The organism is Mycobacterium sp. Aquia_213 (assembly GCF_026625985.1).
In the GTDB taxonomy this organism is placed as follows: Bacteria; Actinomycetota; Actinomycetes; order Mycobacteriales; family Mycobacteriaceae; genus Mycobacterium.
Genome location: NZ_CP113116.1, coordinates 360,659 through 386,362, shown reverse-complemented (window position 1 = coordinate 386,362; position 25,704 = coordinate 360,659). Strand labels below are relative to the sequence as shown.

22 protein-coding genes (1 of these 22 running past the window's edge) are annotated in these 25,704 nt (G+C 66.9%); 8 read left to right on the top strand and 14 right to left on the bottom strand.

From position 1 onward, the window contains the following. Window positions 1–8: 8 nt before the first annotated feature. The 4 genes from LMQ14_RS01745 to LMQ14_RS01730 form a co-directional block, all read right to left on the bottom strand. Window positions 9–1,451: a catalase gene (locus LMQ14_RS01745; RefSeq protein ID WP_267733151.1), complete on the bottom strand. Its 1,443-nt coding sequence runs from the start codon at window positions 1,449–1,451 to the stop codon at window positions 9–11. Between the two features lie 148 nt (window positions 1,452–1,599). Continuing rightward, window positions 1,600–2,022 (bottom strand): hypothetical protein, encoded by a 423-nt coding sequence (locus tag LMQ14_RS01740; RefSeq protein WP_267733150.1) that lies wholly within the window; start codon window positions 2,020–2,022, stop codon window positions 1,600–1,602. Between the two features lie 212 nt (window positions 2,023–2,234). Next, window positions 2,235–2,621: a hypothetical protein gene (locus LMQ14_RS01735; RefSeq protein ID WP_267733149.1), complete on the bottom strand. Its 387-nt coding sequence runs from the start codon at window positions 2,619–2,621 to the stop codon at window positions 2,235–2,237. A 116-nt stretch (window positions 2,622–2,737) separates the two neighbouring features. Continuing rightward, window positions 2,738–4,087, bottom strand: coding sequence for a PPE family protein, SVP subgroup (locus LMQ14_RS01730; protein ID WP_267733148.1), 1,350 nt, complete (start codon window positions 4,085–4,087; stop codon window positions 2,738–2,740). 390 nt (window positions 4,088–4,477) lie between these two features. Here LMQ14_RS01730 and LMQ14_RS28120 point away from each other — a divergent pair, with 390 nt between their 5' ends. Next, the gene (locus LMQ14_RS28120; protein ID WP_324291095.1) at window positions 4,478–5,704 is read left to right on the top strand and encodes a PPE family protein; all 1,227 of its coding nucleotides are present in this window, start codon (window positions 4,478–4,480) and stop codon (window positions 5,702–5,704) included. A gap of 5 nt (window positions 5,705–5,709) precedes the next feature. Here the strand turns inward: LMQ14_RS28120 and LMQ14_RS01720 are convergent, their stop codons facing one another. The 6 genes from LMQ14_RS01720 to LMQ14_RS01695 form a co-directional block, all read right to left on the bottom strand. Beyond that, window positions 5,710–6,003 (bottom strand): hypothetical protein, encoded by a 294-nt coding sequence (locus LMQ14_RS01720; RefSeq protein WP_267733147.1) that lies wholly within the window; start codon window positions 6,001–6,003, stop codon window positions 5,710–5,712. 46 nt (window positions 6,004–6,049) lie between these two features. Next, complete coding sequence (locus LMQ14_RS01715; RefSeq protein ID WP_267733146.1) at window positions 6,050–6,586, bottom strand: hypothetical protein; 537 nt, start codon at window positions 6,584–6,586, stop codon at window positions 6,050–6,052. A 14-nt stretch (window positions 6,587–6,600) separates the two neighbouring features. Then, on the bottom strand, window positions 6,601–8,073 hold the full coding sequence (locus LMQ14_RS01710) for a hypothetical protein (protein WP_267733145.1): 1,473 nt from the start codon (window positions 8,071–8,073) through the stop codon (window positions 6,601–6,603). A gap of 66 nt (window positions 8,074–8,139) precedes the next feature. Continuing rightward, window positions 8,140–9,237, bottom strand: coding sequence for a DUF4185 domain-containing protein (locus LMQ14_RS01705; RefSeq protein WP_267733144.1), 1,098 nt, complete (start codon window positions 9,235–9,237; stop codon window positions 8,140–8,142). Window positions 9,238–9,280: 43 nt separating this feature from the next. Then, a complete protein-coding gene (locus LMQ14_RS01700; RefSeq protein ID WP_267733143.1) occupies window positions 9,281–10,327 on the bottom strand; it encodes an aspartate-semialdehyde dehydrogenase in 1,047 nt (348 codons plus the stop codon). A gap of 2 nt (window positions 10,328–10,329) precedes the next feature. Then, window positions 10,330–11,595, bottom strand: a complete 1,266-nt coding sequence (locus tag LMQ14_RS01695; protein WP_267733142.1) for an aspartate kinase — start codon at window positions 11,593–11,595, stop codon at window positions 10,330–10,332. A gap of 284 nt (window positions 11,596–11,879) precedes the next feature. Between LMQ14_RS01695 and leuA the strand changes: the two genes are divergently transcribed. After that, a complete protein-coding gene (gene leuA / locus LMQ14_RS01690; RefSeq protein ID WP_267733141.1) occupies window positions 11,880–13,694 on the top strand; it encodes a 2-isopropylmalate synthase in 1,815 nt (604 codons plus the stop codon). 1 nt (window position 13,695) lies between these two features. Here the strand turns inward: leuA and LMQ14_RS01685 are convergent, their stop codons facing one another. Then, entirely contained in the window at window positions 13,696–14,688 is a 993-nt protein-coding gene (locus LMQ14_RS01685; protein ID WP_267733140.1) for a DEDDh family exonuclease, read from the bottom strand. 82 nt (window positions 14,689–14,770) lie between these two features. Here LMQ14_RS01685 and LMQ14_RS01680 point away from each other — a divergent pair, with 82 nt between their 5' ends. The 4 genes from LMQ14_RS01680 to LMQ14_RS01665 all read left to right on the top strand — a co-directional run bounded on the left by LMQ14_RS01680 (window position 14,771) and on the right by LMQ14_RS01665 (window position 17,907). After that, window positions 14,771–16,000 carry a Mur ligase family protein gene (locus LMQ14_RS01680; protein WP_267733139.1) on the top strand — a complete coding sequence of 410 codons (1,230 nt, stop codon included), beginning with the start codon at window positions 14,771–14,773 and terminating at the stop codon, window positions 15,998–16,000. Next, window positions 15,993–16,700 carry a type 1 glutamine amidotransferase gene (locus LMQ14_RS01675; RefSeq protein WP_267733138.1) on the top strand — a complete coding sequence of 236 codons (708 nt, stop codon included), beginning with the start codon at window positions 15,993–15,995 and terminating at the stop codon, window positions 16,698–16,700. Before LMQ14_RS01680 ends, LMQ14_RS01675 begins: the two co-directional genes overlap by 8 nt. A 2-nt stretch (window positions 16,701–16,702) precedes the next feature. Beyond that, window positions 16,703–17,137: a hypothetical protein gene (locus LMQ14_RS01670; protein WP_267733137.1), complete on the top strand. Its 435-nt coding sequence runs from the start codon at window positions 16,703–16,705 to the stop codon at window positions 17,135–17,137. Between the two features lie 110 nt (window positions 17,138–17,247). Next, complete coding sequence (locus tag LMQ14_RS01665) at window positions 17,248–17,907, top strand: C39 family peptidase (RefSeq protein WP_267733136.1); 660 nt, start codon at window positions 17,248–17,250, stop codon at window positions 17,905–17,907. A 4-nt stretch (window positions 17,908–17,911) separates the two neighbouring features. Here LMQ14_RS01665 and recR read toward each other — a convergent pair whose 3' ends face one another. Then, window positions 17,912–18,523: a recombination mediator RecR gene (gene recR / locus LMQ14_RS01660; protein WP_069401925.1), complete on the bottom strand. Its 612-nt coding sequence runs from the start codon at window positions 18,521–18,523 to the stop codon at window positions 17,912–17,914. A 12-nt stretch (window positions 18,524–18,535) separates the two neighbouring features. Continuing rightward, entirely contained in the window at window positions 18,536–18,886 is a 351-nt protein-coding gene (locus LMQ14_RS01655; protein ID WP_267733135.1) for a YbaB/EbfC family nucleoid-associated protein, read from the bottom strand. A 98-nt stretch (window positions 18,887–18,984) separates the two neighbouring features. Here LMQ14_RS01655 and LMQ14_RS01650 point away from each other — a divergent pair, with 98 nt between their 5' ends. Beyond that, entirely contained in the window at window positions 18,985–19,746 is a 762-nt protein-coding gene (locus LMQ14_RS01650; protein ID WP_267733134.1) for an Rv3717 family N-acetylmuramoyl-L-alanine amidase, read from the top strand. A 217-nt stretch (window positions 19,747–19,963) separates the two neighbouring features. Here the strand turns inward: LMQ14_RS01650 and LMQ14_RS01645 are convergent, their stop codons facing one another. Beyond that, window positions 19,964–20,116, bottom strand: coding sequence for a hypothetical protein (locus LMQ14_RS01645; RefSeq protein WP_267733133.1), 153 nt, complete (start codon window positions 20,114–20,116; stop codon window positions 19,964–19,966). 131 nt (window positions 20,117–20,247) lie between these two features. Between LMQ14_RS01645 and LMQ14_RS01640 the strand changes: the two genes are divergently transcribed. Continuing rightward, window positions 20,248–25,704 carry the 5' portion of a non-ribosomal peptide synthase/polyketide synthase gene (locus LMQ14_RS01640; RefSeq protein ID WP_267733132.1) on the top strand. It continues 25,719 nt past the right edge of the window, so the window shows 5,457 of its 31,176 coding nt (coding positions 1–5,457); the start codon lies at window positions 20,248–20,250; its stop codon lies off the right edge, out of view.

Sequence of the window (25,704 nt, the reverse complement as noted above, 5' to 3'; positions counted from 1 at the left end):
ACGCCGAACTATTGACCCCGGACGCCCTCCTCGACCTTCTTACCGAGATCGGGATCGACGTTGCGCCAGTACTCGAACACCCGGGACAGCACCGGCTCCTTGACACCCTTGGAGACGTGCCCAATGATGTTGTGGGCCAATCGGTCTCGAGCAGCGTCATCGAGCACCTCACGAACCATGGTGCCCGCCTGGCCCCAATCGTCGTCCTCGGGGTGCAGTGTGTAGGCGGCGCGGATCATCTGCCCGTCGGCCTGCCAGCGCACCTCGGCCGCGCGCGCCGGGTCGGCCTGCGGGCCACCGTAGGAGTTGGGCGCATACACCGGATCCGAGGCGTTCGTCATCCGCATTGCGCCGTCCTTGGAGTAACTGTTGACCTCCACATGGGGCGTGTTGACCGGAATCTGCCGGTAGTTGGCGCCCAGCCGTGCCCGGTGCGCATCCGAGTAGGAGAAGCCGCGCGCGAGCAACATCTTGTCCGGGCTCAACCCGGTGCCGGGCACGGTGTTGTTCGGCTCGAAGGCGGCCTGCTCGATCTCGGTGTGGTAATCGGTGACGTTGCGGTCCAACGTCATCGTGCCGACGTCGATCAACGGATAGTCGCTGTGCGGCCACACCTTCGTCAGATCGAACGGGTTGAACCGGTAGGTCTTGGCCTCCTCGAACGGCATGATCTGCATCTTGAGCGTCCAGCTCGGGTGGTCGCCGCCCTCGATCGACTCGTAGAGGTCGCGCTGGTGATAATCGCCGTCCTCGCCGGCCAATTGGTCGGCGTCCTCCTGAGTCAGGAAGTCGACGCCCTGATCGGTGATGAAGTGGTACTTCACCCAGAAGATCTCGCCGGCGGCGTTGATCCAGCTGTAGGTGTGGCTGCTGTAGCCGTTCATCTGCCGCCAGCTCTTGGGGATGCCCCGATCACCCATCAGCCAGGTCACCTGATGCGCGGATTCGGGAACCAGGCTCCAGAAGTCCCACTGCATGTTGTGGTCGCGCAAATTCGTTGCGGCCATGCGCTTTTGGGAGCGGATAAAGTGCTGGAACTTCATCGGATCACGCATGAAGAAGACCGGCGTGTTGTTGCCGACCATGTCGAAGTTCCCCTCCGACGTGTAGAACTTCAACGCGAATCCGCGTGGGTCCCGCCAGGTGTCCGGGCTGCCGCGCTCACCGGCTACGGTCGAAAACCTGGCCAGCATCTCGGTTTTGGTTCCGGGCGCGAACACCGCGGCCCGGGTGTACTTACTGACGTCGTTGGTCACTTCGAAATGACCGAAGGCGCCGCCACCTTTGGCGTGCGGCTGGCGTTCCGGGATGCGTTCCCGGTTGAACTGCGCCATCTGTTCGATCAGGTAGTGATCCTGCAGCAGGATCGGGCCGTCGGGACCGATCGTCAGCGATTGTTCGTCGCTGGGTGCGGCAATACCGGCATCGGTCGTGGTGTAACGCTTCGTCATCTCGCCATCTCCTCGCTAACTGGGCTGAATTCGAGGGCAGTGCGCCGTGTACCCACCCAGTGTGAACCCGAATCGGTGACAAGCACTTTCAATGCATGAAACAGCCCGGCACCCCTGGTGGGGTACCGGGCCGTTGCAGGTGTCGGTGCTAGGGGCGCGGAGCGGGGGCGCTGCTCGCCGGAGCGGGCCCAGCCGGACCACTCGGGCCGGTGTTCGGGCCACCGGGACCACCCGGACCGTATCCCGGCGGCGGCCCGTACTGGTAGGGCGGCGGCATCATGCCGGGGCCGCCCGGTCCGCCGTACTGCCACGGTCCCGGGCCACCGGGGCCACCGGGGCCGCCCGGGCCGCCGGGTTTCCACATCATGCCGTGGCGATGGTGGCAGTACTGGTGGTGATATCCGAAGATCATCGCGCCGGAGAAGAAGACGACCGACAAGATGAAGACGATCCCGGCAACGATCACCACCCACGCCGCGGCCGTGTAGACCTTGGGCGGCTTGACCACCTGCGGTGGCGGGGCCGTCGCGACGGGCGCCGGCTGTGCTGCGGGTTGGGGTGTTTCACTCATGCCTTGAATACTGCCCTTGAATGCAACTGCTGCAACAGATTCCGGCGACAAAGTTGCTGTGAATTCACCCGAATGCGACCCAGGTGCCGGTATCGCCGAAACCACTGGTAGCCCGGCGCTCTGGTGAGCGCCGGGCTACTGCGTGTGAGATTAGTGGCCCCCCGGAGTCCTCCTTTTACCCCGTGAGCATCCGAACAGTTGAAATCTTTCGGCTACGGCGTGCGAGACGGAGCGACCGACGACGGAACCTGGCTGGGCCCCGGAGCGCCGGGGGTCACGGCCGCGGGCCCACCCGGCTGCTGGTTCGCGCCGGGCCAACCCGGACCGCCCGGGCCACCGGGACCACCGAACCGGTGGGGATGCACCATCGCGTGGTGCTTGTGGTGGTGGCCGTGGTGGCCGTGGTGCCCGGTGGACTTACCGAGCAAGAAGCCGGTAAAGAAGATGACCGCGATGACGAACACGGTCCCGGCGGCGATGGCGACGTAGGCCGCCGCCTGGAAGACCCTGGGGGCCCGGTGGACGACGACCGGCTCTGCCGGCGCCGGTGCAGTTGCGGTCGAGGACCGCACGGTGGGGGTTTCAGATGTTTCACTCATGAGACAAATGATGCGGGGGTAAACAGTAGTTCTGGCTATGCGCTACTTATGTAGCAGCTGTGAGCCAAAAAACCCTGCTCACCAGCCAAAACCGGAGATCGCGCCGGCGGATCTGCTCAGCAGAGTCGGCCGAGAAGGCGTTGCTTCTGCTCGTTGAACTCCGCGTCGGTCAGCAGGCCCGCGTCGCGCAGGTCGCCGAGTTTGCCTAGCAGCTCAGCGAATTCGCGCATGTCTGCTGCGATACCGGTCATCTGGCCGCCCGCGGTGGGCGAGGGCGCGGGGTATGCGCCAGCAGTCGCCCTGATGCGTTCCCGGTGAGCCGGGCTCACGGTGCCGTTGATCGCCTGGCCGGCCATGCTTGCCAGGGTCATCTCACCGAACAAGATCCCGGGGCTACCGGCGAAGGCTTGCGGGATGGCACCCAGGCCGGTGGCCGGCAGCGCCAACGTGGCCAGCCTGATCTGCGGTGCCGCGGTGGCCCAACCGGGCGGCACCGACAACGCCCCGATCGTGGTCGCCTGGCCCAGGCCTGCCGAGCCCGCCTCTCCTACGGCGCCCAACTGGTCGAACCGGCGCATGATCTCAGTCTCGGCGCCCGAAATCTGGCGGGTGAGGACGTCCTGGTCGTCGGCGATTTCTCGGCCGGCGGCCTCGATCTCGGTGTCGGCTTTCGCCGCGTCTGCCCACGCCCCTGACGCGGTGCCCAATTCACTCGTCGCGACACCCAGACTTGTGGGCTCGAAGAAGGTCGAGGGCGATAGCAGGGCATCGATGATGCCCGACGTGGGGGCCGCGGCCGTGGAGGTCGGGGGCGAGGCGAGTGCCTGCAACGTCGTCGGCACGTTCGAGCTCAACTGCGCCAACGCCGTCTGGGTATCGGATGCGGCCGATGTGCCGGTGGCCCGTGCGAGCGCGGCGGCCTGGTCACCCGACCCGCCGGGACGGGTGCTCTGCGGTGACGGGGTGAACGGGGTCAGCGCTGTCGCGGACGCCGACAGCCCGGCATAGCCGTACATCGCCGCGGCGTCCTGGGCCCACATCTCGGCGTAGTGGGTCTCGGCGGCCGCGATCGCCGGGGTGTTTTGACCGAAAAGATTGGTCACCACCAGGGCCCTCAATGTGGCGCGATTTGCCGCGATCACCGGCGGGGGCACCACCGCCGCGAACGCCACCTCGTAGGCGGCGGCCGCCGCTTTGGCTTGGGCGGCCGCCTGCTCGGCCTGTGCGGCGGTGGTGCTCATCCACGTCACATAGGGAGCAGCCGCGGTCGCCATCGATACCGATGCCAGACCCAGCCAGGGCCCAGCGGTTAGCCCGGCAATCACCGATCGATAGCCCGCCGCCGCCATGTGCAACTCGGCGGCCAGCCCGTCCCAGGCCGCCGCGGCAGCCAGCATCGATGCAGACCCGGGGCCGGAGTACAACCGTCCGGAGTTGAATTCCGGTGGAAATATTGCGAAATCCATTGCTGCACAACCTCCTAGCGGATGGCGATCACCTTGGTGGCCTCGGCGGCCCCACCGCTGTATTACTGCATATGAGGCAGAAACGTGCAGATCTCGCGGAGATTCTCCGGCCAGACATGACGCGCGTTAACTGAATTACCCGGTCGTGCATCGCAAGAACATCTGTTCAGCGCTGTTGGCTAAACGTTCGGCAACGACGCGCACACGACCTCGGGCGCGACCGAGCAGCAGCTTGATCTTGAGAAGTCCAACGGCAGCAGCGCTTTCGAGCACCCCACGGTTTCGGAGGAGCTTCAGCGTCCGGTCATTGAGCGTTTACGCGGACCTTATTGGACGCGCGTTAATGTGCCGAGCAAATCATCGCGCTTAGCTCAAGAAAAGGGATAAGACATGGACTTTGGTTTGCTGCCGCCGGAAGTCAACTCAGGGCTGATGTACACCGGCCCGGGGTCGGGGCCCATGCTCGCTGCAGCGGCGAGCTGGGACGCGGTGGCCGCCCAACTGGAGTCCGCCGCGACTGGCTGCTCATCGGAGATCGCGGGGCTGACCGGGCGATGGATTGGCCCCTCGTCGATGAGGATGGCCACCGCGGCCACTCGGCATGTGGCCTGGCTGCAGATCAGCGCCGCACAGGCGACCCAGACCGCCGCCCAGGCCTACACCGCGGCCGCCGCCTACGACGCGGCGTTCGGCATGACCGTGCCCCCGCCGGTCATCGCAGCCAACCGGATGCAGCTCATGGTCCTGGTCGCGACCAACTTCTTCGGACAGAACACCCCGGCGATCGCGGCCACCGAAGCCCAGTACATGGAGATGTGGGTCCAGGACGCCACCGCCATGTACGGCTACGCCGCCACGGCCGAAACCGCCAGCACCCTGGCACCGTTCGACGAACCGCAACAGGCCACGAACCAAAACGGGCAAGTTGACCAGGCCAACGCCGTCGCCCGGGCGACCACCGACGCCACCAGTGCCCGCAGCCAGTCCGCGATGCAGCTCGCCTCGAACAACGCCACTGGGCAGGCCGTCGGTGCCGTCGACCCGCCCCTGCCCGTCGGCAGCTCCGGCACTGTCGCGCCCGGCGGCGCCAACGTCGGCGTGGGGGTAACGGTCACCGCCACCGACGGCTATCCCGTTGGGCAATCCATGGGCACCATTGTCGTTCACGCGGTGACAGAGACGACCTACGTGTTGAACACCGGCCAGAGCCACGTCATCGCCGCGGGAGCTATCTATGCCACACCCGGCCCGGGCAACTTCGTGAGTGGTACCTTCCAATTCGCCAGTGTCCAGGGCCCCGGAATCCTCACCCTCCCGGCCGGTTCTCCCATCGCCGGCGGGACCGGCGGCGCCATGGTCACCGTCGACGCCAGCGGCCTTGTCACCGCCGTCAATAGCGGCACCATCGTGACCGGCCCCGTCGTCACCCCAGTTCCCGCCGCCCCGGCCGCGAGCGCGTCTGGGCTGGGGGCGGCATCCGCGAGCGGAGTAAGCGGCTCGCCGGGTCTGGCGGGAGCCGCTGGGATTCAACCTCAGTTCGACGTCGGCGCACTCATGGAGTGGAGTCAGGGCATCAACGGAGCCGACCTGGCCGCCGGCCTAGCCGAGGTGGGTTGAGTAGTTCACTGAGACGCTAGGGCGCGACCCTCGTCCTGGCAGCCGGCAATGAAGTCCGGCGGGGAGTCCACGCGGGCTACCTTCCCGCTCTTGAGGACGTTGCGCAGCTCTTCCTGGCAGTAGTCCAACCAGTTGGTGCCGGCAGGAAACTGCACGTGGTGCTGTTGAACCTGATCATCGATGGCTTGTTTGCCCTGCAGGTAAGACGGAGATCCGGGATCGGCCGCCGCGGCCGGGCACAGGACAACGGCGGCAGCACCAATGGCCGCCACCAGCCGTCCCCCCCAGATCCAGCTCACCGAAACATCGTACGTCGTCCGGTGGGCCTGGCGCCTGTGACTGCGATTAGAACGTCCACGAGCCGGGGGTCTGAAGTACGAACCCGCGGTTGAGGATTGGGTCGATGCAGGCGGTCAGCCGGTCCGCGCCGACAACGCAGGTGATGTCGGCTTTGGTGATTTTTTGGCCCACGTTGAGCAGCGGCGAGGTGATGACCGGGCACCCGGTGCCCTTCTGAAATCCGTACGGGCCCAAGTCCGTTGGCGACGAGGTCGGCGTTCCCACCACCGAGCAGCCGTCGCTTCCGACGGGAGCGTTGTCGGGAAGACCGGGTAGCTTCCCGTCGCAGCTGGCGCTGACGTGATCGCCGGGCTTGGTCGGATTGGGCACGCTGCATTGGAGTCCGTCCGGGGTAGCGAAATAGGCTGCGCCACCGGCCCGGGCCGCCGCGGTGTACGGCGCGGGATCCACCGGCTGAAAGGCATTGAGATCGGGAAAGTTCGGCGGCGTCGCCTTTGCGACGCCGGGGGTCGCATGGGAACAACCCAGCCCCAAAAACGCCACGGTCACGGTCATCGCCGCTACGGCCATCCTGCTCAGCATGCGATGTCGCCTTTCTAGTGTTGGACGCCGAAGGTGGTCGTCCAGGTGTTGGGGTCGTAGGCCGGCCCGGGCGGCCAGGTGCTTACCCGCAGCTGAACCGTCTCGAGGCCGGTCGCGGGATCGACCGTCGTGCCCGTGACGGTGGGTCCGTAGACAGTCGGAAGCTGGTCCGCGCCTATCAGCGTTTGCGGGGCGGCGGCCGTCAGTCCCTGTGGGGTGGCGGCGGTGATGGCCTGGACCGGCCCGCCGTTCGTCGCGCCGACGAGCATGTATCCGCCGCCTTTGAGGCCAACCAGCTGGCTTTCGCGATCACCCGGAAGGCTGACGTCGCCGACGCGCTGCAAGGAATTCATCCAGCCATTGGGGTTGGCCGGGTCGATAGGTCCGGACACCCACAAACCGCGGTTGAGGTCGCCCGTTCGGTTGCTGGTGTTGCCGATGATGACCATCTGGTTGGTGGCGGGGTCGTAGACGCCGCTGGCCTGGAAAATCCCCGGCAGCTCACCGACTTTCACGGGATGGTTGGGATCGCTGTAGTCCCAAACCGATCCGTTGGTCGCGTATTCGTTGAGCCCGGGGGTGTGGGTGCCGTCGGGGTTGCTGAAAAACGCGTACCGGCGGCCATTGGGCCCAAGCGCGGTCCCCGTCGGCAGCGGCCGGGTGCCCGGGGGGCCTTGCGCCAGCTGGGAAGCCGGACTGCGCGGCAGACCATCGCGCGGATCGCCGCCGAAGGTAGGGCCCTGGCCGTCTTGGAACTGGTCCTGTAGGTCGTAGGTGTTCTGCTCGTGTTGAGGCGGGCCGGCCGGACCGGTGATCCTGGGGTCGTTAGTCGGAAGACCGTCGCCCTCACCCAGGTCGGCGGGCTTGAAGTCGGTGGCCAGGACAGCGTCCTGCGGGGTCAGGTTTCCGTTCGCCTGCACTTGATGCAGTGAGTTCGCATAGGTGTCGCGCGTTGCATGCAGCTGATCGACGGCGGTCTTGGTGTCGCGGATGGCGTCGTCTTCACGCCCGGTGATAAATGCATCCAGCGTTTGTCGATCCGCCGCGCTGAGGTGGGGATCTTTTTCCATCTCGATTGCTTGGCCGATCATGTTGTCGAGCGTCTGCAACTGATTCTCCAGAGCGGCGATTTGGGCGGCCCCGGTCTTTTGCGCCTCGGCCAGCGCGGCGGCGATGTTTTCCAGGTCGACCCCGATCTTGGGTATCTGCAACGATTGCGCACCAAGCAGTTTCGTCACTCGCTGCACCTCGGCCGAATCATTGATCGGGTGCTCGCCATTCTCCCTATTCCAAGCCGCCTCAAAGCGACGACGAGCCTCCTCAAAGGCCTTGCTGGACTCGGCCGTACACACACCCGCGACGTGAAACGCCTCGGCCAAATCGGAAATCTGGGCCGGACGACCAGCCTGCAGGCTTTGGTTGATCGCCCACGGATCCCCGCCGGCCTCGGCGATCAGCGCCGGAACGCTTATGTAGCGCAGCTGCATCGCCACCCCCTTCGCGCTGACAATCAGATTACCGCCGCTGACCTCGACGAGACGACGATTTGGTGGCTACTCCGGCTTGAATGGGTTGACCGCGAACTGAATTACCCGATACGGCGCCGACACCCGTGCGCGAGTGTCCCACTGGCTGACGAAGATTCGTAGCTCGTCGAGCGTGGAGCCGGGCGAAATGTAGCCCCCATACGGTTGTGCGAGCCGGTTGTCAGTCGGTGGCGGAAGGCTTTCCGGCGGCTCGGGCCACTCGTCGTGCTGCACAACCGTGGTCACCGGAGCCTCGCCCAGCGACGTCGGGTCGTTGGCCACCCGGACCTCCATGTTGCCGTTGCTCGCGTTGAAGTAGGACAGCACCGCCTTGCCCTCGACCTGCCGGACGCACAGCTCCCCCACTTGGTCGGGCCACAGCGGCGTCGGCGGCTTATTCCAGCCACCACCGGGCCCGGCCGCCCAGCCCTGCCACCGTGACCGGTCCGTAAAGTTCTGCGGCGTAACCCGATACAGCACCGCTGGCTGACTGCGGGTGAAGCTGTTGGCCACGACGTACACCCACCCGCTTGGCGAATCGGCGGTCGGAATCGGGTCGTAGTAGCCGCTGATCTGCGTCTGCGAGCCGCCCTGATACGAGCCGTCGCGCTTCGAGCCGACAACGGTCTGCCATCCCCCGCGCGCCGCTTCGGCCGTCACCAATCGCGAGCTCTGCGGCTTGAGATCCTTCGTCGTGGTCACCATCAGGTAGTTGCGCCGGTTGATCTGCACCACGCCGGCCGGCAACTGCGAGTCGCCCGAGGGCGTGGGATCGGCCAGCAGCGGCTTGCCGATCCCGGTGACGCCGGTGTAGCGCACCCCGGCGGGATCATCGACCGACGCGGTGTCGACGTGCAGCGCGACCGGCGAGTACCAACCGCCGAAACCCACGCCTTGCCCGGCGAAGCTATCGCCGCAGACCTGCAGCAATTCGGTTGGAAACTCCAGGAATTCGCAGAGATCGGTGGCACCGATGCCGTAATCCCCTGTGGGAGTGCCGGTTCCGGCCGTCGGACCGATTCGCAATACCTGCCCCGGCGCCAGCGGCGCCACGATGGGCTGCGGCACGGGCGCGGGCGGATCGGCGTGCACAATCCAAAATGATTGTGAGACAACCAAACACATCAGCGTACCCAGGCGAGTGTGAGCGAATCTCACCCCCGGCTACTCAGAGTTCCGAGGCCAGCAACTCGGCGATCTGAATAGTGTTGAGCGCCGCCCCTTTGCGCAGATTGTCCCCCGAGACGAACAGCGCCAGGCCACGCCCATCCGGTACGCCCGGGTCGTGGCGAATCCGGCCGACCAACGAGTCGTCAACTCCGGCGGCGGCCAAAGGGGTTGGCACGTCGACCACTTTCACACCGGGGGCGGCGCCGAGCAATTCGGCAGCCCGCTGCGGCGAAAGAGGGCGGGCGAACTCGGCGTTGATCGACAGCGAGTGCCCGGTGAACACCGGAACCCGCACGCAGGTCCCACTGACCAGCAGATCGGGGATGCCGAGAATCTTGCGGCTCTCGTAGCGCAGCTTCTGGTCCTCGTCCGTCTCCCCGGAGCCGTCGTCCACCAACGATCCGGCCAGCGGCAGCACGTTGAAGGCGATGGGCGCGACGTAGGTCTTGGGCGCCGGGAATTGCAGCGCACTTCCGTCGTGCACCAGCTGCTCGGCGTCGTCGATCACCGCGCGCGCCTGCGTCGCCAGCTCCTCGACACCGGCCAACCCGCTACCGGACACCGCCTGATAGCTCGACACCACCAGGCGCTGCAGTCCAGCTTCCTGGTGCAGCGGCATCAGCACCGGCATCGCGGCCATCGTGGTGCAGTTCGGGTTCGCGATGATGCCCTTGGGCCGGGTGGCGGCGTCGCGAGCGAAGTTCACCTCGGACACCACCAATGGCACGTCCGGGTCCTTGCGCCAGGCCGAGGAGTTGTCGATCACGGTCACCCCGGCCGCCGCGAACCGCGGGGCCTGCACCAGCGACATCGTCTTGCCGGCCGAGAACAGCGCGATGTCCAAGCCGGTCGGATCCGCCGTCGCGGCGTCCTCGACCTCGATCTCCTGCCCGCGGAAGGGCAATTTGCGGCCCTGCGAGCGGGCCGATGCGAAGAACCGCACCGTCGTCGCCGGAAAGTCGCGCTCGTCGAGCAGCTTGCGCATCACCTGGCCCACTTGGCCGGTGGCGCCCACTACCCCTATTGCGAGCCTATCGGCGCCCATATCTATCGACCCGTCCCCGCATACACCGTGGCCTCCTCTTCGCCGCCGAGGCCGAATGCCTCATGCAACGCCACGACCGCCTTGTCTAGTTCGGTGTCGCGGCACAACACCGAAATCCGGATCTCGGAGGTGGAGATCAGCTCGATGTTGACGCCCACCTCGGCCAGCGCCTCACAGAAGGTCGCGGTAACCCCGGGATGGCTGCGCATGCCCGCGCCGATCAGCGACACCTTGCCGATGTGGTCGTCGTAGAGCAGCTGCGTGAAGCCGATCTCGTCCTTGAGGGAGTCCAGCTTGGCCACCGCGGTGGGTCCGCTGTCGCGCGAGCAGGTGAACGTGATGTCGGTCTTGCCGTCCTCGACCTTGGACACGTTCTGCAACACCATGTCGATGTTCACGTCGGCCTCGGCGACGGCCCGGAAGACCCGGGCCGCATACCCCGGGATGTCCGGGATCCCGACGACGGTCACCTTGGCCTCGCTACGGTCGTGCGCGACTCCGGTCAGAAGAGGGCTTTCCATGGATATGTCCTTGATCGATCCGACAACGACAGTGCCTAGCTTGTCCGAATAAGAGGACCGGACGTGCACCGGAAGGTTGTAGCGACGGGCGTATTCGACGCAGCGCAACATCAGCACCTTGGCGCCGCACGCGGCCATTTCGAGCATCTCCTCGAAGGTCACGGCGTCGAGCTTGCGGGCATTGGGCACGATTCGCGGGTCCGCACTGAAGATGCCGTCCACGTCGGTGTAGATCTCGCACACGTCGGCGTTCAACGCGGCGGCCAGCGCGACCGCCGTGGTGTCCGAGCCGCCGCGGCCCAGCGTGGTGACGTCGCGGCTGTCCTGGCTGACGCCCTGGAAGCCGGCGACCAGCACGACGTCGCCTTCGGCGAGCGCGGACTGCAGCCGCGTCGGCGTGACGTCGATGATCTTCGCGTTGCCGTGGGTACCCGTGGTGATCACGCCGGCCTGGGAGCCGGTGAACGACCGGGCGCGGGCACCGAGCGATTCGACCGCCATCGCGACCAACGCGTTGGAGATGCGCTCACCGGCCGTCAGCAGCATGTCCAGTTCGCGGGCCGGCGGCACCGGGCACACCTGCTGCGCCAGATCCAGCAGGTCATCGGTGGTATCGCCCATCGCGGAGACCACGACGACGACGTCGTTGCCCTGCTTTTTGGTCTCGACGATGCGTTCGGCGACACGACGGATCCGGTCGGCGTCGGCCACCGAGGATCCGCCGTACTTTTGTACGACCAGCGCCACTGTTTCTCTCTGCCCTTCCGCACCCACAGACGTGGATCAAGTTCACAACAGGATACGTGGCGGCGCATCTTGTTTTTTGACCTGATGGCGGGCATCACAGCCTGCGGTTTTGGTCCCGATCAGGCGTAGTTTTCGCCTAGGCGCTGATAGCGGTAGAGTTCAGACCGTGCAGCGGGTGCTCCTTCTCGGACGCCGCGACGGGGTCTGATCCAGACCGGCCTCCCGTCGCGGGTGTTTGCGATGCGCCGGTCTGAAGTCCCTTCTGACATCCCCGGAGCAATACCGTGACCAACTTTTCTCAGCCCGCCAGCCCGGACTCATACACTTCGGCCCGCACCGTCCAAAAGCCCGCGGGCCCGCCCCGACCTGACCAGCCCGCATGGAATCCGCAGCGCGGCTCGTCGATGCCCGTCAACCGGTACCGGCCCTTCGCCGACGAAGTCGAGCCCATCCGGGTCGCCGACCGCACCTGGCCCGACCGCGTCACCAGTACCGCCCCGTTGTGGTGTGCGGTCGATCTGCGCGACGGCAACCAGGCACTGATCGACCCGATGAGCCCGGCCCGCAAGCGCCGCATGTTCGACCTGCTGGTTGGCATGGGCTACAAGGAGATTGAAGTCGGATTCCCGTCGGCCAGCCAGACCGACTTCGACTTCGTGCGCGAGATCATCACCGACGGCGCCATTCCCGACGACGTCACCATCCAGGTGCTGACGCAGTGCCGCCCGGAACTGATCGAGCGCACCTTCGAGGCGTGCCAGGGCGTGCACCGGGCGATCGTGCACTTCTACAACTCGACGTCAATCCTGCAGCGCCGCGTGGTATTTCGCGCCGACCGGGCTGCGGTGCAAGCCATCGCGACCGAGGGCGCCCGCAAGTGCGTCGAAGAGGCCGCCAAATACCCGGACACGCAATGGCGATTCGAGTATTCGCCGGAGTCCTACACGGGAACGGAATTGGAGTACGCCAAGCAGGTGTGCGACGCCGTCGGCGAAATCATCGCGCCGACGCCGGACAACCCGATCATCTTCAATCTGCCCGCCACCGTGGAGATGGCGACCCCCAACATCTACGCCGACTCGATCGAGTGGATGAGCCGCAACCTGGCCAACCGGGAGTCGGTGATCCTGAGCCTGCATCCGCACAACGACCGCGGAACCGCTGTCGCCGCAGCCGAATTGGGCTACCAGGCGGGAGCGGACCGGATCGAGGGCTGCCTGTTCGGCAACGGGGAGCGCACCGGAAACGTGTGCCTGGTGACGCTGGGGCTGAACCTGTTCTCCCGCGGCGTGGACCCGCAGATCGACTTCTCCAACATCGACGAGATCCGCCGCACGGTGGAGTACTGCAATCAGCTGCCGGTGCACGAGCGTCACCCGTACGGCGGCGATCTGGTCTACACCGCGTTCTCGGGCAGCCACCAGGACGCCATCAACAAGGGCCTGGACCAGATGAAGGCCGACGCCGACGCCGCGGACACCGATGTCGAGGACATGCTCTGGCAGGTGCCGTATCTGCCGATCGACCCGCGCGATGTCGGGCGCACCTACGAGGCGGTGATCCGGGTCAACTCCCAGTCCGGCAAGGGCGGGGTGGCCTACATCATGAAAGCCGACCACGGGCTGGCCCTGCCGCGACGGCTGCAAATCGAGTTCTCCCAGGTGATCCAGAAGATCGCCGACGGCGAGGGCGGCGAGGTGTCGCCGAAGGAGATGTGGGACGCGTTCTCCGAGGAGTACATCGCCCCGATCCTGCCGCTCGAGCGGATGAAGCAGCGTGTCGATGCCGACGAGGAAGACAGCGGGACGACCCGCATCGTTGCGACCGTCAAGATCAACGGGGTCGAGACCGAGATCACCGGCGCCGGCAACGGCCCGCTCGCCGCGTTCGTCGACGCACTGGGAGACGTCGGATTCGACGTCTCGGTGCTGGACTACTCCGAGCATGCGATGAGTTCCGGTGAAGAGGCTCAGGCCGCGGCGTACGTAGAGGCTTCGGTCGGCGGCCGCACGGTATGGGGTGTGGGCATCGCTCCGTCGATCACCACCGCATCGCTGCGTGCCGTGGTGTCGGCGGTCAACCGGGCGTCGCGCGGGTAGGTCAGAACAGCGCGAGCTGGTCGTCGGCGCTCGTAGCGTCGACGAACTCCTCCATGCTGGTGCCGCCGATCACGGTGCCCACGCCGTCCATGAACTGTGCGTCGGACACCACCGGCACGCCCAGCTGCTGGGCCTGGTAGCCCTTGCCCTGCTCGGGCTCGGCGGCGTTGCAGACCACCAGTGAGGTCTCGCGGTCGACGACATCGGTGTAGGCCAGCCCCGCGTGCAGGATACGCTCGACGAGCTCCTCGTGGGTGCGGCGCACCTCGGCGGCCAGCGCCACCCGCATGCCCTGGACCAGCGGCCTGCCGCGGACAAATGGCCCGGGGTTGAGATAGGGGCAGGGCATCCGGGAGGCAAGCGCTTTCAGCGGGCGCAGCTCGTCGTGGGTCACCCGGCCGTTGGGCCAGCGGCGGCGGGTGACCGGACGCACCGGCAGCCAGATGTCGTGTTCGCGCGCCCGATCGAGCGCGGACGCCAGAACGCCGGTCAACACCATCGCATCGTCGAAGGCGTCGTGCGGCCGCTCCTGGGTCACGCCCCAGTGCGCGGCGAGGGTCTCCAGCCGCAGGTTCTCGACACCGAGATTGAGTCGCCGGGCCAGCTCGACCGTGCACATGACGCTGTCGACGGGAAGTTCGGTGCGGGTGAGCTCGGACTCGGCGGCCAAGAAGGCGTAGTCGAACGCGACGTTGTGTGCCACCAGCGTGCGGCCGCGCAGCACCTCGATCACGTCACCGATGATGTCGCCGAACTGCGGCTGGTCCTCGAGCATGGCGGCGGTCAGCCCGTGCACGTGAGTGGGACCGGGGTCCACCCCGGGGTTGAGCAGGCTGACGACGGATTGCTCGACGCGGCCCGCCGCGTCGAGGCCGAGCACCGCAAGGCTGATGATCCGGGCCTGACCGGGCCGGAAACCCGAGGTCTCGACGTCGATGACGGCCCAGCCCGTGGGCGGCTCGCCTGCCGGAAGACCCCAGGAGATCGGGTTCATGAACTGAGAATCGCACGCCGGACCGACATCGCTCGGTCGCTGCGCGGTCGTGTCGCCAGTTGGCGCCACATAAACTGCGCGCATGCTGACCGCCCGCGCCCGCCTGGCCCTCTCCGCGGGAGCGAGCGCGCGCTGGGCGTCGCGGCTGACCGGACGCGGCGCCGGCGCGATGATCGGCGGCCTGGTCGCGATGACGCTGGACCGCTCGATCCTGCGCCAGCTCGGTGCGGGACGGCGCACGGTCGTCGTCACCGGCACCAACGGCAAGTCCACGACCACCCGGATGACCGCGGCCGCGCTCGGCACGCTGGGCTCGGTCGCCACCAACGCCGAGGGCGCCAACATGGACGCCGGCCTGGTGGCCGCGCTGGCCGCCGACCGCGGCGCGGGGCTCGCGGCCCTGGAAGTCGACGAGATGCACGTGCCGCACGTATCCGACGCCGTCGAGCCCAGCGTCATCGTGCTGCTCAACCTGTCCCGCGATCAGCTGGACCGGGTCGGCGAGATCAACGTGATCGAACGCACGCTGCGCGCCGGCCTGGCCCGCCACCCCAACGCCGTCGTCGTCGCCAACTGCGACGACGTGCTGATGACCTCGGCCGCCTACGACAGCCCCAACGTGGTGTGGGTGGCCGCCGGCGGCGCGTGGGCGAACGACTCGGTCAGCTGCCCGCGCAGCGGCGAGGTGATCGTCCGCGACCAGGGCCACTGGTATTCCACCGGCGCCGACTTCAAGCGGCCCAGCCCGCAGTGGTGGTTCGACGACGACACGTTGTACGGGCCCGACGGGCTGGCCTTGCCGATGCGGCTGGCACTGCCCGGCGCGGTGAACCGGGGCAATGCCGCCCAGGCCGTCGCGGCCGCCGTCGCGCTGGGCGCCGATCCCGCTAAGGCGGTGGCGGCCGTGTCGGGCGTGGACGAGGTCGCGGGCCGCTACCGGACCGTGCGCCTCGGCCAGCACGACGCCCGCATTCTGCTGGCCAAGAACCCGGCCGGCTGGCAGGAGGCGCTGTCGATGGTCGACAAGCACGCGGCCGGGGTGGTCATCTCGGTCAACGGGCAGGTGCCCGACGGCGAGGACCTGTCCTGGCTGTGGGATGTGCGCTTCGAGCACTTCGAGGAGACGGCGGTGGTGGCCGCCGGCGAACGCGGCACCGATCTGGCCGTGCGCCTGGGGTACGCGGGTGTCGAGCACACCCTGCTGCACGACACCCTGGCGGCGATCGCGTCCTGCCCGCCCGGACGGGTGGAGGTCGTCGCCAACTACACCGCCTTCCTGCAGCTGCACCGAGCATTGGCACGGCATGGCTGACTCGACGCTGCGGATCGGGCTGGTGTTGCCCGACGTGATGGGCACCTACGGCGACGGCGGCAACGCGGTCGTGCTGCGGCAACGGCTACTGCTGCGGGGTATCGCCGCCGAGATCGTCGAGATCACGCTGGACGACCCGGTGCCGGAGTCCCTGGACCTGTACACCCTGGGCGGCGCCGAGGACTACGCGCAGCGGCTGGCCACCCGGCACCTGCTGCGCTACCCGGGCCTGCAGCTCGCCGCGCAGCGCGGCGCACCCGTGCTATCGATCTGCGCCGCGGTCCAGGTGCTCGGGCACTGGTACGAGACGTCATCCGGGGAACGGGTCGACGGCGTGGGGATGCTGGATGTGACGACCTCTCCGCAGCAGGCGCGCACGATCGGCGAGCTGGTGAGCACGCCGTTGCTGGCGGGGTTGACCCAGCGGCTCACCGGGTTTGAGAACCACCGCGGCGGCACCGTGCTGGGCCCCGAGGCGTCGCCGTTGGGCGCGGTGGTCAAGGGCGCGGGCAACCGTCTCGGCGACGGTTTCGACGGCGTGATCCAGGGCAGCGTCGTCGCGACCTACCTGCACGGGCCGTGTCTGGCCCGCAACCCGGAGCTGGCCGACCTGCTGCTGAGCAAGGTGGTGGGCGAGCTGGCGCCGCTGGACCTGCCCGAGGTGGACCTGCTGCGCCGCGAACGACTGGCGGCGCGCTAACCGTGCGGGCCGAGAGGGCGAAAATCAGCCCGAGACTGGCAGCCGCACTGCTCGGCGCGGCTGCGCTCATCGCGTCGTCGGCGGCGGCGAACGCCGACCCAGAGGTCCTGAACGGCCGGTACAACGTGCTGTACGCGAACAGCGACAAACCGACCGCCTGGTTCTTCGTCCCGTGCGGATCCGACTGCACCCGGGCGACCTCGCAAGACGGCGGGACTTTCGTCATCAGCTGGGAATTCCAACTCGCCAATGGACGATGGACGCACAGCGGGACGGCGCAGGTGCCGTGCCCGAACGGCGCATCGGCCCCGGCGACCGTCAACTACAGCTTCGATGCCGTATCGCTTGCCGGAGAAGGCCAGACGACGACGTCAGACGCGTGTAGTGGAGCGCCGGGCAAGACCTTTACCAGGCAATTCCAATTGAGCAAAGCCTGAGGACGCCGATGCGGCTCGCCTAGCTGCGCAACAAGATTCCTTCTAGGGCCGTACCCAACCCTGTTCTCGACACCGACGCGACCTGCGGCGGCTCGAGAAAAGAGGGCCCCATGACCGGCAGCACCATGACCAGGACGGCACGCGTCGGCGTGTTCGCGGCGTTGTTGACCGCAGCAGCCGCGGGCTGGGCGGGTGGAATCGCCGGTGTCCACGCCGCCCCGGGCGCTCCCGCCCCGCATACCGACCCCGGGATGCATGGCGACCCGGACGCCGCCGCGCCCTACTGGCGCTATCAGCAACAGCATCTCGACTGCGGGGAGATGGCGGTGGCCGACGTGATCGGCCAGATCAGCGGCCACGAGCCCGCCGAGGACGAGATCAACGCCGCGGCGGGAAACATTCCGAGCGCCGCGCACCCCGGGCCGATCTACCGCCCCGGCAGCAGGACAAGCAACAAAGACCTGGTGCCGCTCTTAGCGCATTACGGCGTCCACGCCGACGCCGTCCACCCCGATACCAAAGGGCTGGCGCGCGACCTCGATAACGGACGCAAGGTGATCGTCGGGGTGAACGACCACGTCATCTGGAACGACGCCGGGGACCGCGCCAAGCAAAACCACTTCGTCGTCGTCATCGGTATCGACACCGACGCCGGGGTGGTGCACCTCAACGACAGCGGCGTGCCCACGGGCCGTGACGAGCAGGTGTCGATCGCGACGTTCGAAGAGGCGTGGGCCGCCGGCGACAACTTCGCCGTCGTGACCAAGTAACGCGTCAGACCATGGACCGGCGGCCGGTGAGGGCGCGGCCCAGGGTCAGCTCGTCGGCGAACTCCAAGTCACCGCCCATCGGCAGCCCGGAGGCGATACGCGTGACGGTCAGGCCGGGAATGTCGCGCAGCACCCGGACCAGGTAGGTAGCCGTCGCCTCCCCCTCGGTGTTGGGGTCGGTCGCGATGATCACCTCGGTGATGTCCACACCATCGACCCGCTCGCCGATGCGGCCGAGCAGCTCGCGGATCCGCAACTGATCGGGGCCCACCCCGGACAGTGGATCGAGCGCGCCGCCCAGGACGTGGTAGCGGCCCCGGAATTCGCGTGTCCGCTCGACGGCCTGGACGTCCTTGGGTTCCTCGACGACACAAACCTGCGAGCCGTCCCGGCGCGGATCGGCGCAGATCCGGCAACGCTCGTCGTCGGAAACATTGCCGCACACCGCGCAGAAGCGGACGCCGTCGCGGACCTTCGCCAGCACGGCGGTGAGTCGGTCGATGTCCGGCGGCTCGACCGACAACAAGTGAAAAGCGATGCGCTGCGCGCTCTTTGGCCCGATGCCCGGCAACTTGCCGAGCTCGTCGATCAGATCCTGGACCGGTCCCTCAAACATGTCGGTAGGAGGTCAAAGCCCCGGTATCTGAGTCGGTGGGCCCGGTGGCGCCGGTGGCGCGGTCAACCCGGCGGTCAACGACCCCAACTGCTCCTGTGCCATTTTGGTGACCTGCTTGGAGGCGTCCACCATGGCTCCGACGATCAAGTCCTGCAGCGTCTCGATGTCGGAAGGGTCGACGACCGATGGATCGATCTTCACCGCGACGACCTCACCGCTGCCTTTGACGACCGCCTCGACCAAGCCGCCACCGGCCTGACCGCGGATCTCGGCGTTGGCGAGTTGTTGCTGCGCTGCCATGAGCTTTTGCTGCATCTGCTGCGCCTGGGCGAGCAGCGCCGACATATCGCCTCCGGGTTGCATGACAATCCCCTCGCATCTTGGTCTCGAGTTGGTTTCGCCTGTGGACGTCCGGCGATTCGAAACACCCAGCGTAGACCGCACAACGTTACCTTTGCGCCGTGGACCTACCAGTGAGCAGGCGTGTCGGGATCAAAACGATCGTCGGAATGATTGTTGCTGCTTCGACGATCATCATTCCGACCGCGACCGCAGTCCCGTCCAGCATCGCCGGCATGGTCGTTTTCATCGACCCCGGCCACAACGGTGCCAACGACGCCTCCATCGGCCGGCAGGTCACCACCGGCCGCGGCGGCACCAAGGACTGCCAGACCAGCGGAACCGCGACCAACAGCGGCTATATGGAGCACACGTTCACCTGGGACACCGCGCTGCGGGTTCGCGCCGCGCTCACAGCACTCGGTGTCAGGACCGCCCTGTCCCGCGGCAACGACACCGCACTGGGACCGTGTATCGATGAGCGCGCCAACGTGGCCAACTCGTTGCGGCCCAACGCGATCCTGAGCATCCACGCCGACGGCGGACCACCGTCCGGGCGGGGATTCCACGTCAACTATTCGGCCCCGCCGCTCAACCAGGTGCAGGCCGGACCGTCGGTGCAGTATGCGCGGATCATGCGTGACCAGATGCAGGCCGCCGGTATCCCGCCGGCCACCTACATCGGCCAGGGCGGCCTGTACGGGCGCTCGGATCTGACCGGCCTCAACCTGGCGCAATACCCCGCGATCCTGGTCGAGTGCGGCAACATGAAGAACCCCGTCGATTCGGCGCTGATGGAGTCCCCGGATGGCCGGCAGAAGTATGCCGACGCACTTGTCCGCGGCGTGGCAGGCTTCCTGGCCACCCAGGGTCAGGCGCGCTGAGGGCGGCTGCACCGAGATTTCGGGTAGCGGCGATGCCGCACAGCCGGTAGCGTGAACGTCAGTTGTGCGGGACCCCCGGCTTGGGCTGCCAGGAGGCGAGATCGCTTGCGGCCCTAGCAGTTTCGCAAAGCTAGTCTGGCTGCGCGAAAAATCGCGGCGAACGCGTGGCTAACATCAAGAACTTTGCCGAAACCCTGTTGGAGCCCGTTTTGGTCCACTAGGGTTTGTTCCACTCATGTCGATTAGACGTGCGGGGAGAATCGGTGAGCAACAAACCTTCGGCGACAACTTCGTCCAGGTCAACGACGACCAGCAGCACCGCCCAGGGTGGGCTTTCGTGGATGTCGCTGCCTGGGGGTAAGCGGTTCACCACGAGACGGTCGACGCGGTGCTTTTCGCCTGCATCGCACGCTCCTGCACTGACATACGGCCATCGAATCTGCGGAAGCCGGAACCGGACAGGGCCTTTATTGCGTAAGCCTTTTGGGTAGGGACGGTCGGATGGAACTTGACGCCCGTGCCCTTCCGCTGACGCGCCGGCAATTAGATATCTGGCTCTCACAAGAAACGGGACGCTCCGGCACTGACTGGCAGCTCGGCCTGTTCATCAGGATCGAGGGCTCGGTCGAACCTGATTTGCTTAAACAGGCAATCAGCAAAGCACTGCACGAGGCCGAACCATGCCGCGCCGCATTCTTCGAAGCGGATGGTCAGGTCTTCCAAACGGCAATCGATTACCCGGATTTCGAGCTGGACTTCCATGATCTCAGGGGCTCGCGCGATCCCGTGCAGGAAGCTCGCGACATCGCGTCATCGATCCAGCGCACGCCGATGCCGCTGGACGGCCGGTTACTCAAATTTGCGTTATTCCGCACAAAAACCGACGAATACTACTGGTCTGCCTGCTGCCACCACATAGTCCTCGACGGATTGGGCATGGGACTGGTGGGCCGCCGGATTGCGGCCATCTACACCGCAATTGTTTCCGGCACGCCCAGCTCTCCCCCCTTCTTCGGCTCGCTGCAAGACTTCGTCCGCGGCGAGCTGGAGTACGAGGCGTCAACGGAGTATCTGGAAGATCAGGCCTACTGGAACGCGCACCTGCCGTCGGAAAGCGGACCGGATTATCGATTGCCGCAAGCCACCTCGCGGCGGGATCCGAATCAGCCGACCGCGCCGGTTCAATTGGCCCCGTCAGTCGTGAGCCGCATCAAACAGCTGTCCAAGGCGTTGGGTGTCCGTCGCACCTCGATCATCACGGCGGCGAGTGCCCTGTTGGTGCGAGGTTGCACCGGCGGTTCGGAGGTGGTGCTCGACTTCCCGGTCAGTAGGCGGGTGCATCCGGAATCGAAGACGCTACCCGGGATGGTCGCCGGGGTAGTGCCCCTGGTCCTGAAAGCATCACCGGCGTCGACGGTTGCCGACTTCTGCAAGCACGTCGACAAGCAAACACGAGATGCTTTGCGGCATCAGCGATTTCCGGTTCAGACCCGTGGGGACGAAAGCGGCCTTCGCGGTGCCGGGCAGGCGGCGAATCGGGTAGTCGTCAATTTCATCCCATCCAGACTCTCCCTGAACTTTGCCGGTGCTACGGGAACCGCCACATACACCAGTTTTGGACCGATAGCTCACTTCGGGCTGTTCTTCGTCGGTGCCGGTGATGAGCAGTTCCTCACCACTGCCGGTGCCGGGCAACCGTATTCGAATTTCGACGTCTCGGAACTGACGGAGCGGTTGCAGCGGGTGTTAGCAGCTATGACCGCCGCGCCCGAACGCGAGCTTTCCTCGCTGGATCTGCTGCACGAGGACGAACACGTCAGCGTGGATCGCATGGGCAACCGGGCGGTGTTGACGCGCCCCGCGACCGGGGTGTCGATTCCGTCATTGTTCACCGAACAAGTCGCGCGCACCCCCGATGCGGCAGCGGTCAGCTTCGAGGGCCGCTCGCTGAGCTACCGCGAACTCGACGAGGCCGCCAACCGGGTCGCACACCTGCTCGCCGGCCGGGGTGCCGGCCCGGGAAAAACTGTGGCGCTGCTCTTTTCGCGTTCGGTCGACGCCATCGTCGCGATTTTAGCGGTGTTGAAGACCGGAGCGGCGTATCTGCCGATCGACCCGGCCCACCCCGCGGCACGAATCGAGTTCATGCTCGCCGATGCGGCGCCGATGGCCGCGCTGACCAACGCCGCGCTCGCCGACCGGCTGGACGGCTACGACCTGGAGACCATCGATATCCACGACCCGGATGTTGGCGCCCAACCCGTCACCGCGCCGGACGGGCCGTCGCCCGACGACATCGCCCACATCATCTACACCTCCGGCACCACCGGCGTGCCCAAAGGCGTGGCCATCACCCACCACAACCTCACTGCGCAGCTCGACTCGCTGGACGCCGGCCTGCCACCCGGACGGGTGTGGACACAGTGCCACTCCTATGCGTTCGACTTCTCGGTGTGGGAGATCTGGGGTGCGCTACTGCACGGCGGGCGGCTGGTGGTGGTGCCCGAGTCGGTGACCGGCTCACCGGATGATTTCCACGCCCTGCTGGCCGGCGAACACGTCACCGTGCTGACGCAGACCCCTTCGTCCGTGGCGGCGTTGTCTCCCGAAGGCTTGGGGTCGACGGCGCTGTTGATCGGCGGCGAGGCGTGCCCGGCCGAGGTGGTCGATCGGTGGGCGCCCGGACGCGTGATGATCAACGCCTACGGTCCCACCGAAACCACGATCTACGCGGCGATGAGCGCGCCCCTGATCGCAGGGAATGCGGTGCCGATCGGTGCGCCGGTATCGACGTCGGCGCTGTTCGTGCTCGACGACTGGTTACGCCCGGTGCCCACCGGCGTGGTCGGTGAGCTGTACGTGGCCGGCCGCGGCGTCGGATACGGGTATGTGCGCCGAGCTCCGTTGACGGCAGCGCGGTTTGTCGCCTGCCCCTTCGTCGCGCCGGGCGCGCCCGGCGCGCGAATGTATCGCACCGGGGACCTGGTGCGCTGGGGCGCCGACGGGCAGCTCGAGTATGTCGGGCGCGCCGACGAACAGGTCAAGATTCGCGGATACCGCATCGAGCTCGGCGAAATACGCACTGCTCTAGCAGGTTTGGACGGAGTGGAGCAGGCGGCCGTGATCGCCCGCGAGGACCGCACCGGTGACTTGCGTCTGGTGGGCTACGTGACCGGAACCGCCGACCCGACCATGCTGCGCAGCGCACTGGCCGAGCGGTTGCCGGCGTACATGGTGCCGGTCGCGGTGATCGCGATCGATGCGCTACCGCTCACGGTCAACGGCAAGCTCGACACCCGTGCGCTGCCGGCACCCGACTACCGCGATGACGCGCACTACCTTGCGCCGGCCACCGCGGTCGAGGAGATCATGGCCGGAATCTATGCCCAGGTTCTCGGTCTGGAACGGATCGGAATCGAGGAGTCCTTCTTCGATCTCGGCGGCGACTCACTCTCGGCAATGCGGGCGGTCGCCGCGATCAACACCGCTCTGGATACCGGACTTTCGGTGCGGGCGTTGTTCGAGGATCCGACCATCGCGCAACTGGCACCCCGCATCGGCACCGGGCAGGGCCGGCTGGAACCGCTGGCGGCCGGGGAGCGGCCGGCGGTGGTTCCGCTGTCGTTCGCCCAATCGCGGTTGTGGTTCCTGGGCCAGTTGCAAGGACCCTCCCCGGTGTACAACATCGCGGTCGCGTTGCGGCTGGCGGGCAGCCTCGACGTCGACGCACTGGCCGCCGCGATGGCCGATGTGATCGCCCGTCATGAGAGTCTGCGTACGGTGTTCCCCGCGGCCGGCGACACGCCGCGGCAACTGGTGTTGGCCGCCGATGGGGCCGATTTCGGTTGGCAGGTCATCGATTCCAACGGTTGGCCGCAGCACCGCCTGGACGATGCCGTCGGTACAGCGGCGCGCTACACCTTCGACCTGACTGCCGAAATCCCCCTGCGAGCAACGCTTTTCCGCCTTAGCGCAGACGAGCACCTGCTGGTCGGCGTGCTGCACCACATTGCCGCCGACGGCTGGTCGATCGGTCCGCTGATGCGCGATCTCGGCGAGGCGTATGCAGCCAGGTGTGTCGGGCAGGTTCCGGACTGGACCGAATTGCCGGTGCAGTACCCGGATTACACGCTGTGGCAGCACGCGCAGTTCGGCGATCTGGACGATCCCGACAGCCCGATCGCGTCCCAAGTCGCCTATTGGGAAGCCGCGCTGGCCGGATTGCCCGAGGTGTTGCCGCTTCCCACCGATCGCCCTTATCCACCGGTGGCCGATCAGCACGGGGCCAGTGTGGCCATCGAGTGGCCGGCCGAGTTGCAACAACGAGTGCGTGAAGTGGCCCGCGAGCACAATGCGACCAGCTTCATGGTGGTCCAGGCCGCGTTGGCGGTGCTGCTGTCGGCGGTCACTACGAGTTCGGATGTGGCCGTCGGCTTTCCGATCGCCGGACGTAGTGACCCCGCCCTCGATGAGCTGATCGGCTTCTTCGTCAACACCCTGGTGCTGCGCGTCGACGTGACGGGCGATCCCACCGTCGCGGAGTTGTTGGCTCAGGTGCGGCAACGCAGCCTGGCCGCCTACGAGCACCAAGATGTGCCCTTCGAGGTTCTCGTCGAGCGGCTCAACCCCACCCGTAGTCTGGCGCATCACCCGCTGGTTCAGGTGATGTTGGGCTGGCAGAACGCGGAGCCGGCCGAACTGGCATTGGGCGAGGTGCGGGCCACCCCGCTGCCGATCGACACCAGCACCGCGCGAATGGATTTGGCGTTCTCCCTGACCGAAGGCTGCACCGCCGCCGGTGAGCCGGCCGGAATCTCCGGGGCGGTGGAGTACCGGACCGACGTGTTCGACCCGGGCAGCATCGAGGCGCTGGTCGGGCGGCTGCAGCGCGTGCTGCTCGCCATGACCGCGGACGCAACGCAACGACTATCGGCGATTCAGCTGTTGGATTCCGCCGAACACGCCCGCCTCGACGAGTTCGGCAACCGCGACGTCCTGACCCAGCCGGCCACCCGCGCAACAGTTCCGGCGCTGTGGGCCGCGCAGGTGACCCGCGCCCCGGAGGCGGTGGCGATCACGTTCGAGGGCCGCTCGATGACCTACCTCGAGGTCGACGCGGCCGCCAACCGGTTGGCGCACCTACTCGTTTCCGCCGGTGCCAGCCCGGGACAGTCTGTGGCGCTGCTGTTTTCGCGATCCGCCGAAGCGATCATCGCAATCCTGGCGGTGCTCAAATCCGGGGCGGCGTATCTGCCGATTGATCCGGCGCACCCGTCGGCGCGGATCGATTTCATGGTGACCGATGCGGCCCCGGTCGCCGCGATCACCACCGCGGCGCTACGGCCGCGGTTGCGGGGACGCGACCTGCGGGTCATCGATGTGGACGACCCACGCATCGACGCCCAGCCCGCGACCTCGCCGCCCGGGCCGTCGCACGACGACATCGCCCACATCATCTATACCTCGGGTACCACGGGCAATCCCAAAGGTGTTGCGGTCAATCACCACAACGTCGTCCAGCTCTTCGACTCCCTCGATGCCGGATTGGAACTGTCGCCGGAGCAGGTGTGGACGCAGTGTCACTCGTACGCCTTCGACTTCTCGGTCTGGGAGATCTGGGGCGCGCTGCTGCACGGCGGCCGGTTGGTGGTGGTGCACGAGGCCGTGGCCGGTTCACCCGAAGACTTCCACGCCCTGCTGGTCGCCGAACAGGTCACCGTTCTCACCCAGACCCCGTCGGCGGCCGGGATGCTTTCCCCGCGAGGCTTGGAATCGACGGCGCTGGTCATCGGCGCCGAACCGTGCCCGGCCGAACTGGTGGATCGGTGGGCGCGCGGACGGGTGATGATCAACGTCTACGGCCCGACCGAGACGACGATGTGGGCAGCCAAGAGTGCGCCGCTCACAACGGGTTCGGGCGTTCCGCCGATCGGTTCGCCGGTGTCGGGGGCGGCGTTC

Bases quoted from the DNA above. Each gene is read 5' to 3' on its own strand.
- LMQ14_RS01745 (WP_267733151.1), bottom strand. From the start codon at position 1,451: ATGACGAAGCGTTACACCACGACCGATGCCGGTATTGCCGCACCCAGC.
- LMQ14_RS01740 (WP_267733150.1), bottom strand. From the start codon at position 2,022: ATGAGTGAAACACCCCAACCCGCAGCACAGCCGGCGCCCGTCGCGACG.
- LMQ14_RS01735 (WP_267733149.1), bottom strand. From the start codon at position 2,621: ATGAGTGAAACATCTGAAACCCCCACCGTGCGGTCCTCGACCGCAACT.
- LMQ14_RS01730 (WP_267733148.1), bottom strand. From the start codon at position 4,087: ATGGATTTCGCAATATTTCCACCGGAATTCAACTCCGGACGGTTGTAC.
- LMQ14_RS28120 (WP_324291095.1), top strand. From the start codon at position 4,478: ATGGACTTTGGTTTGCTGCCGCCGGAAGTCAACTCAGGGCTGATGTAC.
- LMQ14_RS01715 (WP_267733146.1), bottom strand. From the start codon at position 6,586: ATGCTGAGCAGGATGGCCGTAGCGGCGATGACCGTGACCGTGGCGTTT.
- LMQ14_RS01710 (WP_267733145.1), bottom strand. From the start codon at position 8,073: ATGCAGCTGCGCTACATAAGCGTTCCGGCGCTGATCGCCGAGGCCGGC.
- LMQ14_RS01705 (WP_267733144.1), bottom strand. From the start codon at position 9,237: ATGTGTTTGGTTGTCTCACAATCATTTTGGATTGTGCACGCCGATCCG.
- LMQ14_RS01700 (WP_267733143.1), bottom strand. From the start codon at position 10,327: ATGGGCGCCGATAGGCTCGCAATAGGGGTAGTGGGCGCCACCGGCCAA.
- LMQ14_RS01685 (WP_267733140.1), bottom strand. From the start codon at position 14,688: ATGAACCCGATCTCCTGGGGTCTTCCGGCAGGCGAGCCGCCCACGGGC.
- LMQ14_RS01680 (WP_267733139.1), top strand. From the start codon at position 14,771: ATGCTGACCGCCCGCGCCCGCCTGGCCCTCTCCGCGGGAGCGAGCGCG.
- LMQ14_RS01675 (WP_267733138.1), top strand. From the start codon at position 15,993: ATGGCTGACTCGACGCTGCGGATCGGGCTGGTGTTGCCCGACGTGATG.
- LMQ14_RS01665 (WP_267733136.1), top strand. From the start codon at position 17,248: ATGACCGGCAGCACCATGACCAGGACGGCACGCGTCGGCGTGTTCGCG.
- recR (WP_069401925.1), bottom strand. From the start codon at position 18,523: ATGTTTGAGGGACCGGTCCAGGATCTGATCGACGAGCTCGGCAAGTTG.
- LMQ14_RS01655 (WP_267733135.1), bottom strand. From the start codon at position 18,886: ATGCAACCCGGAGGCGATATGTCGGCGCTGCTCGCCCAGGCGCAGCAG.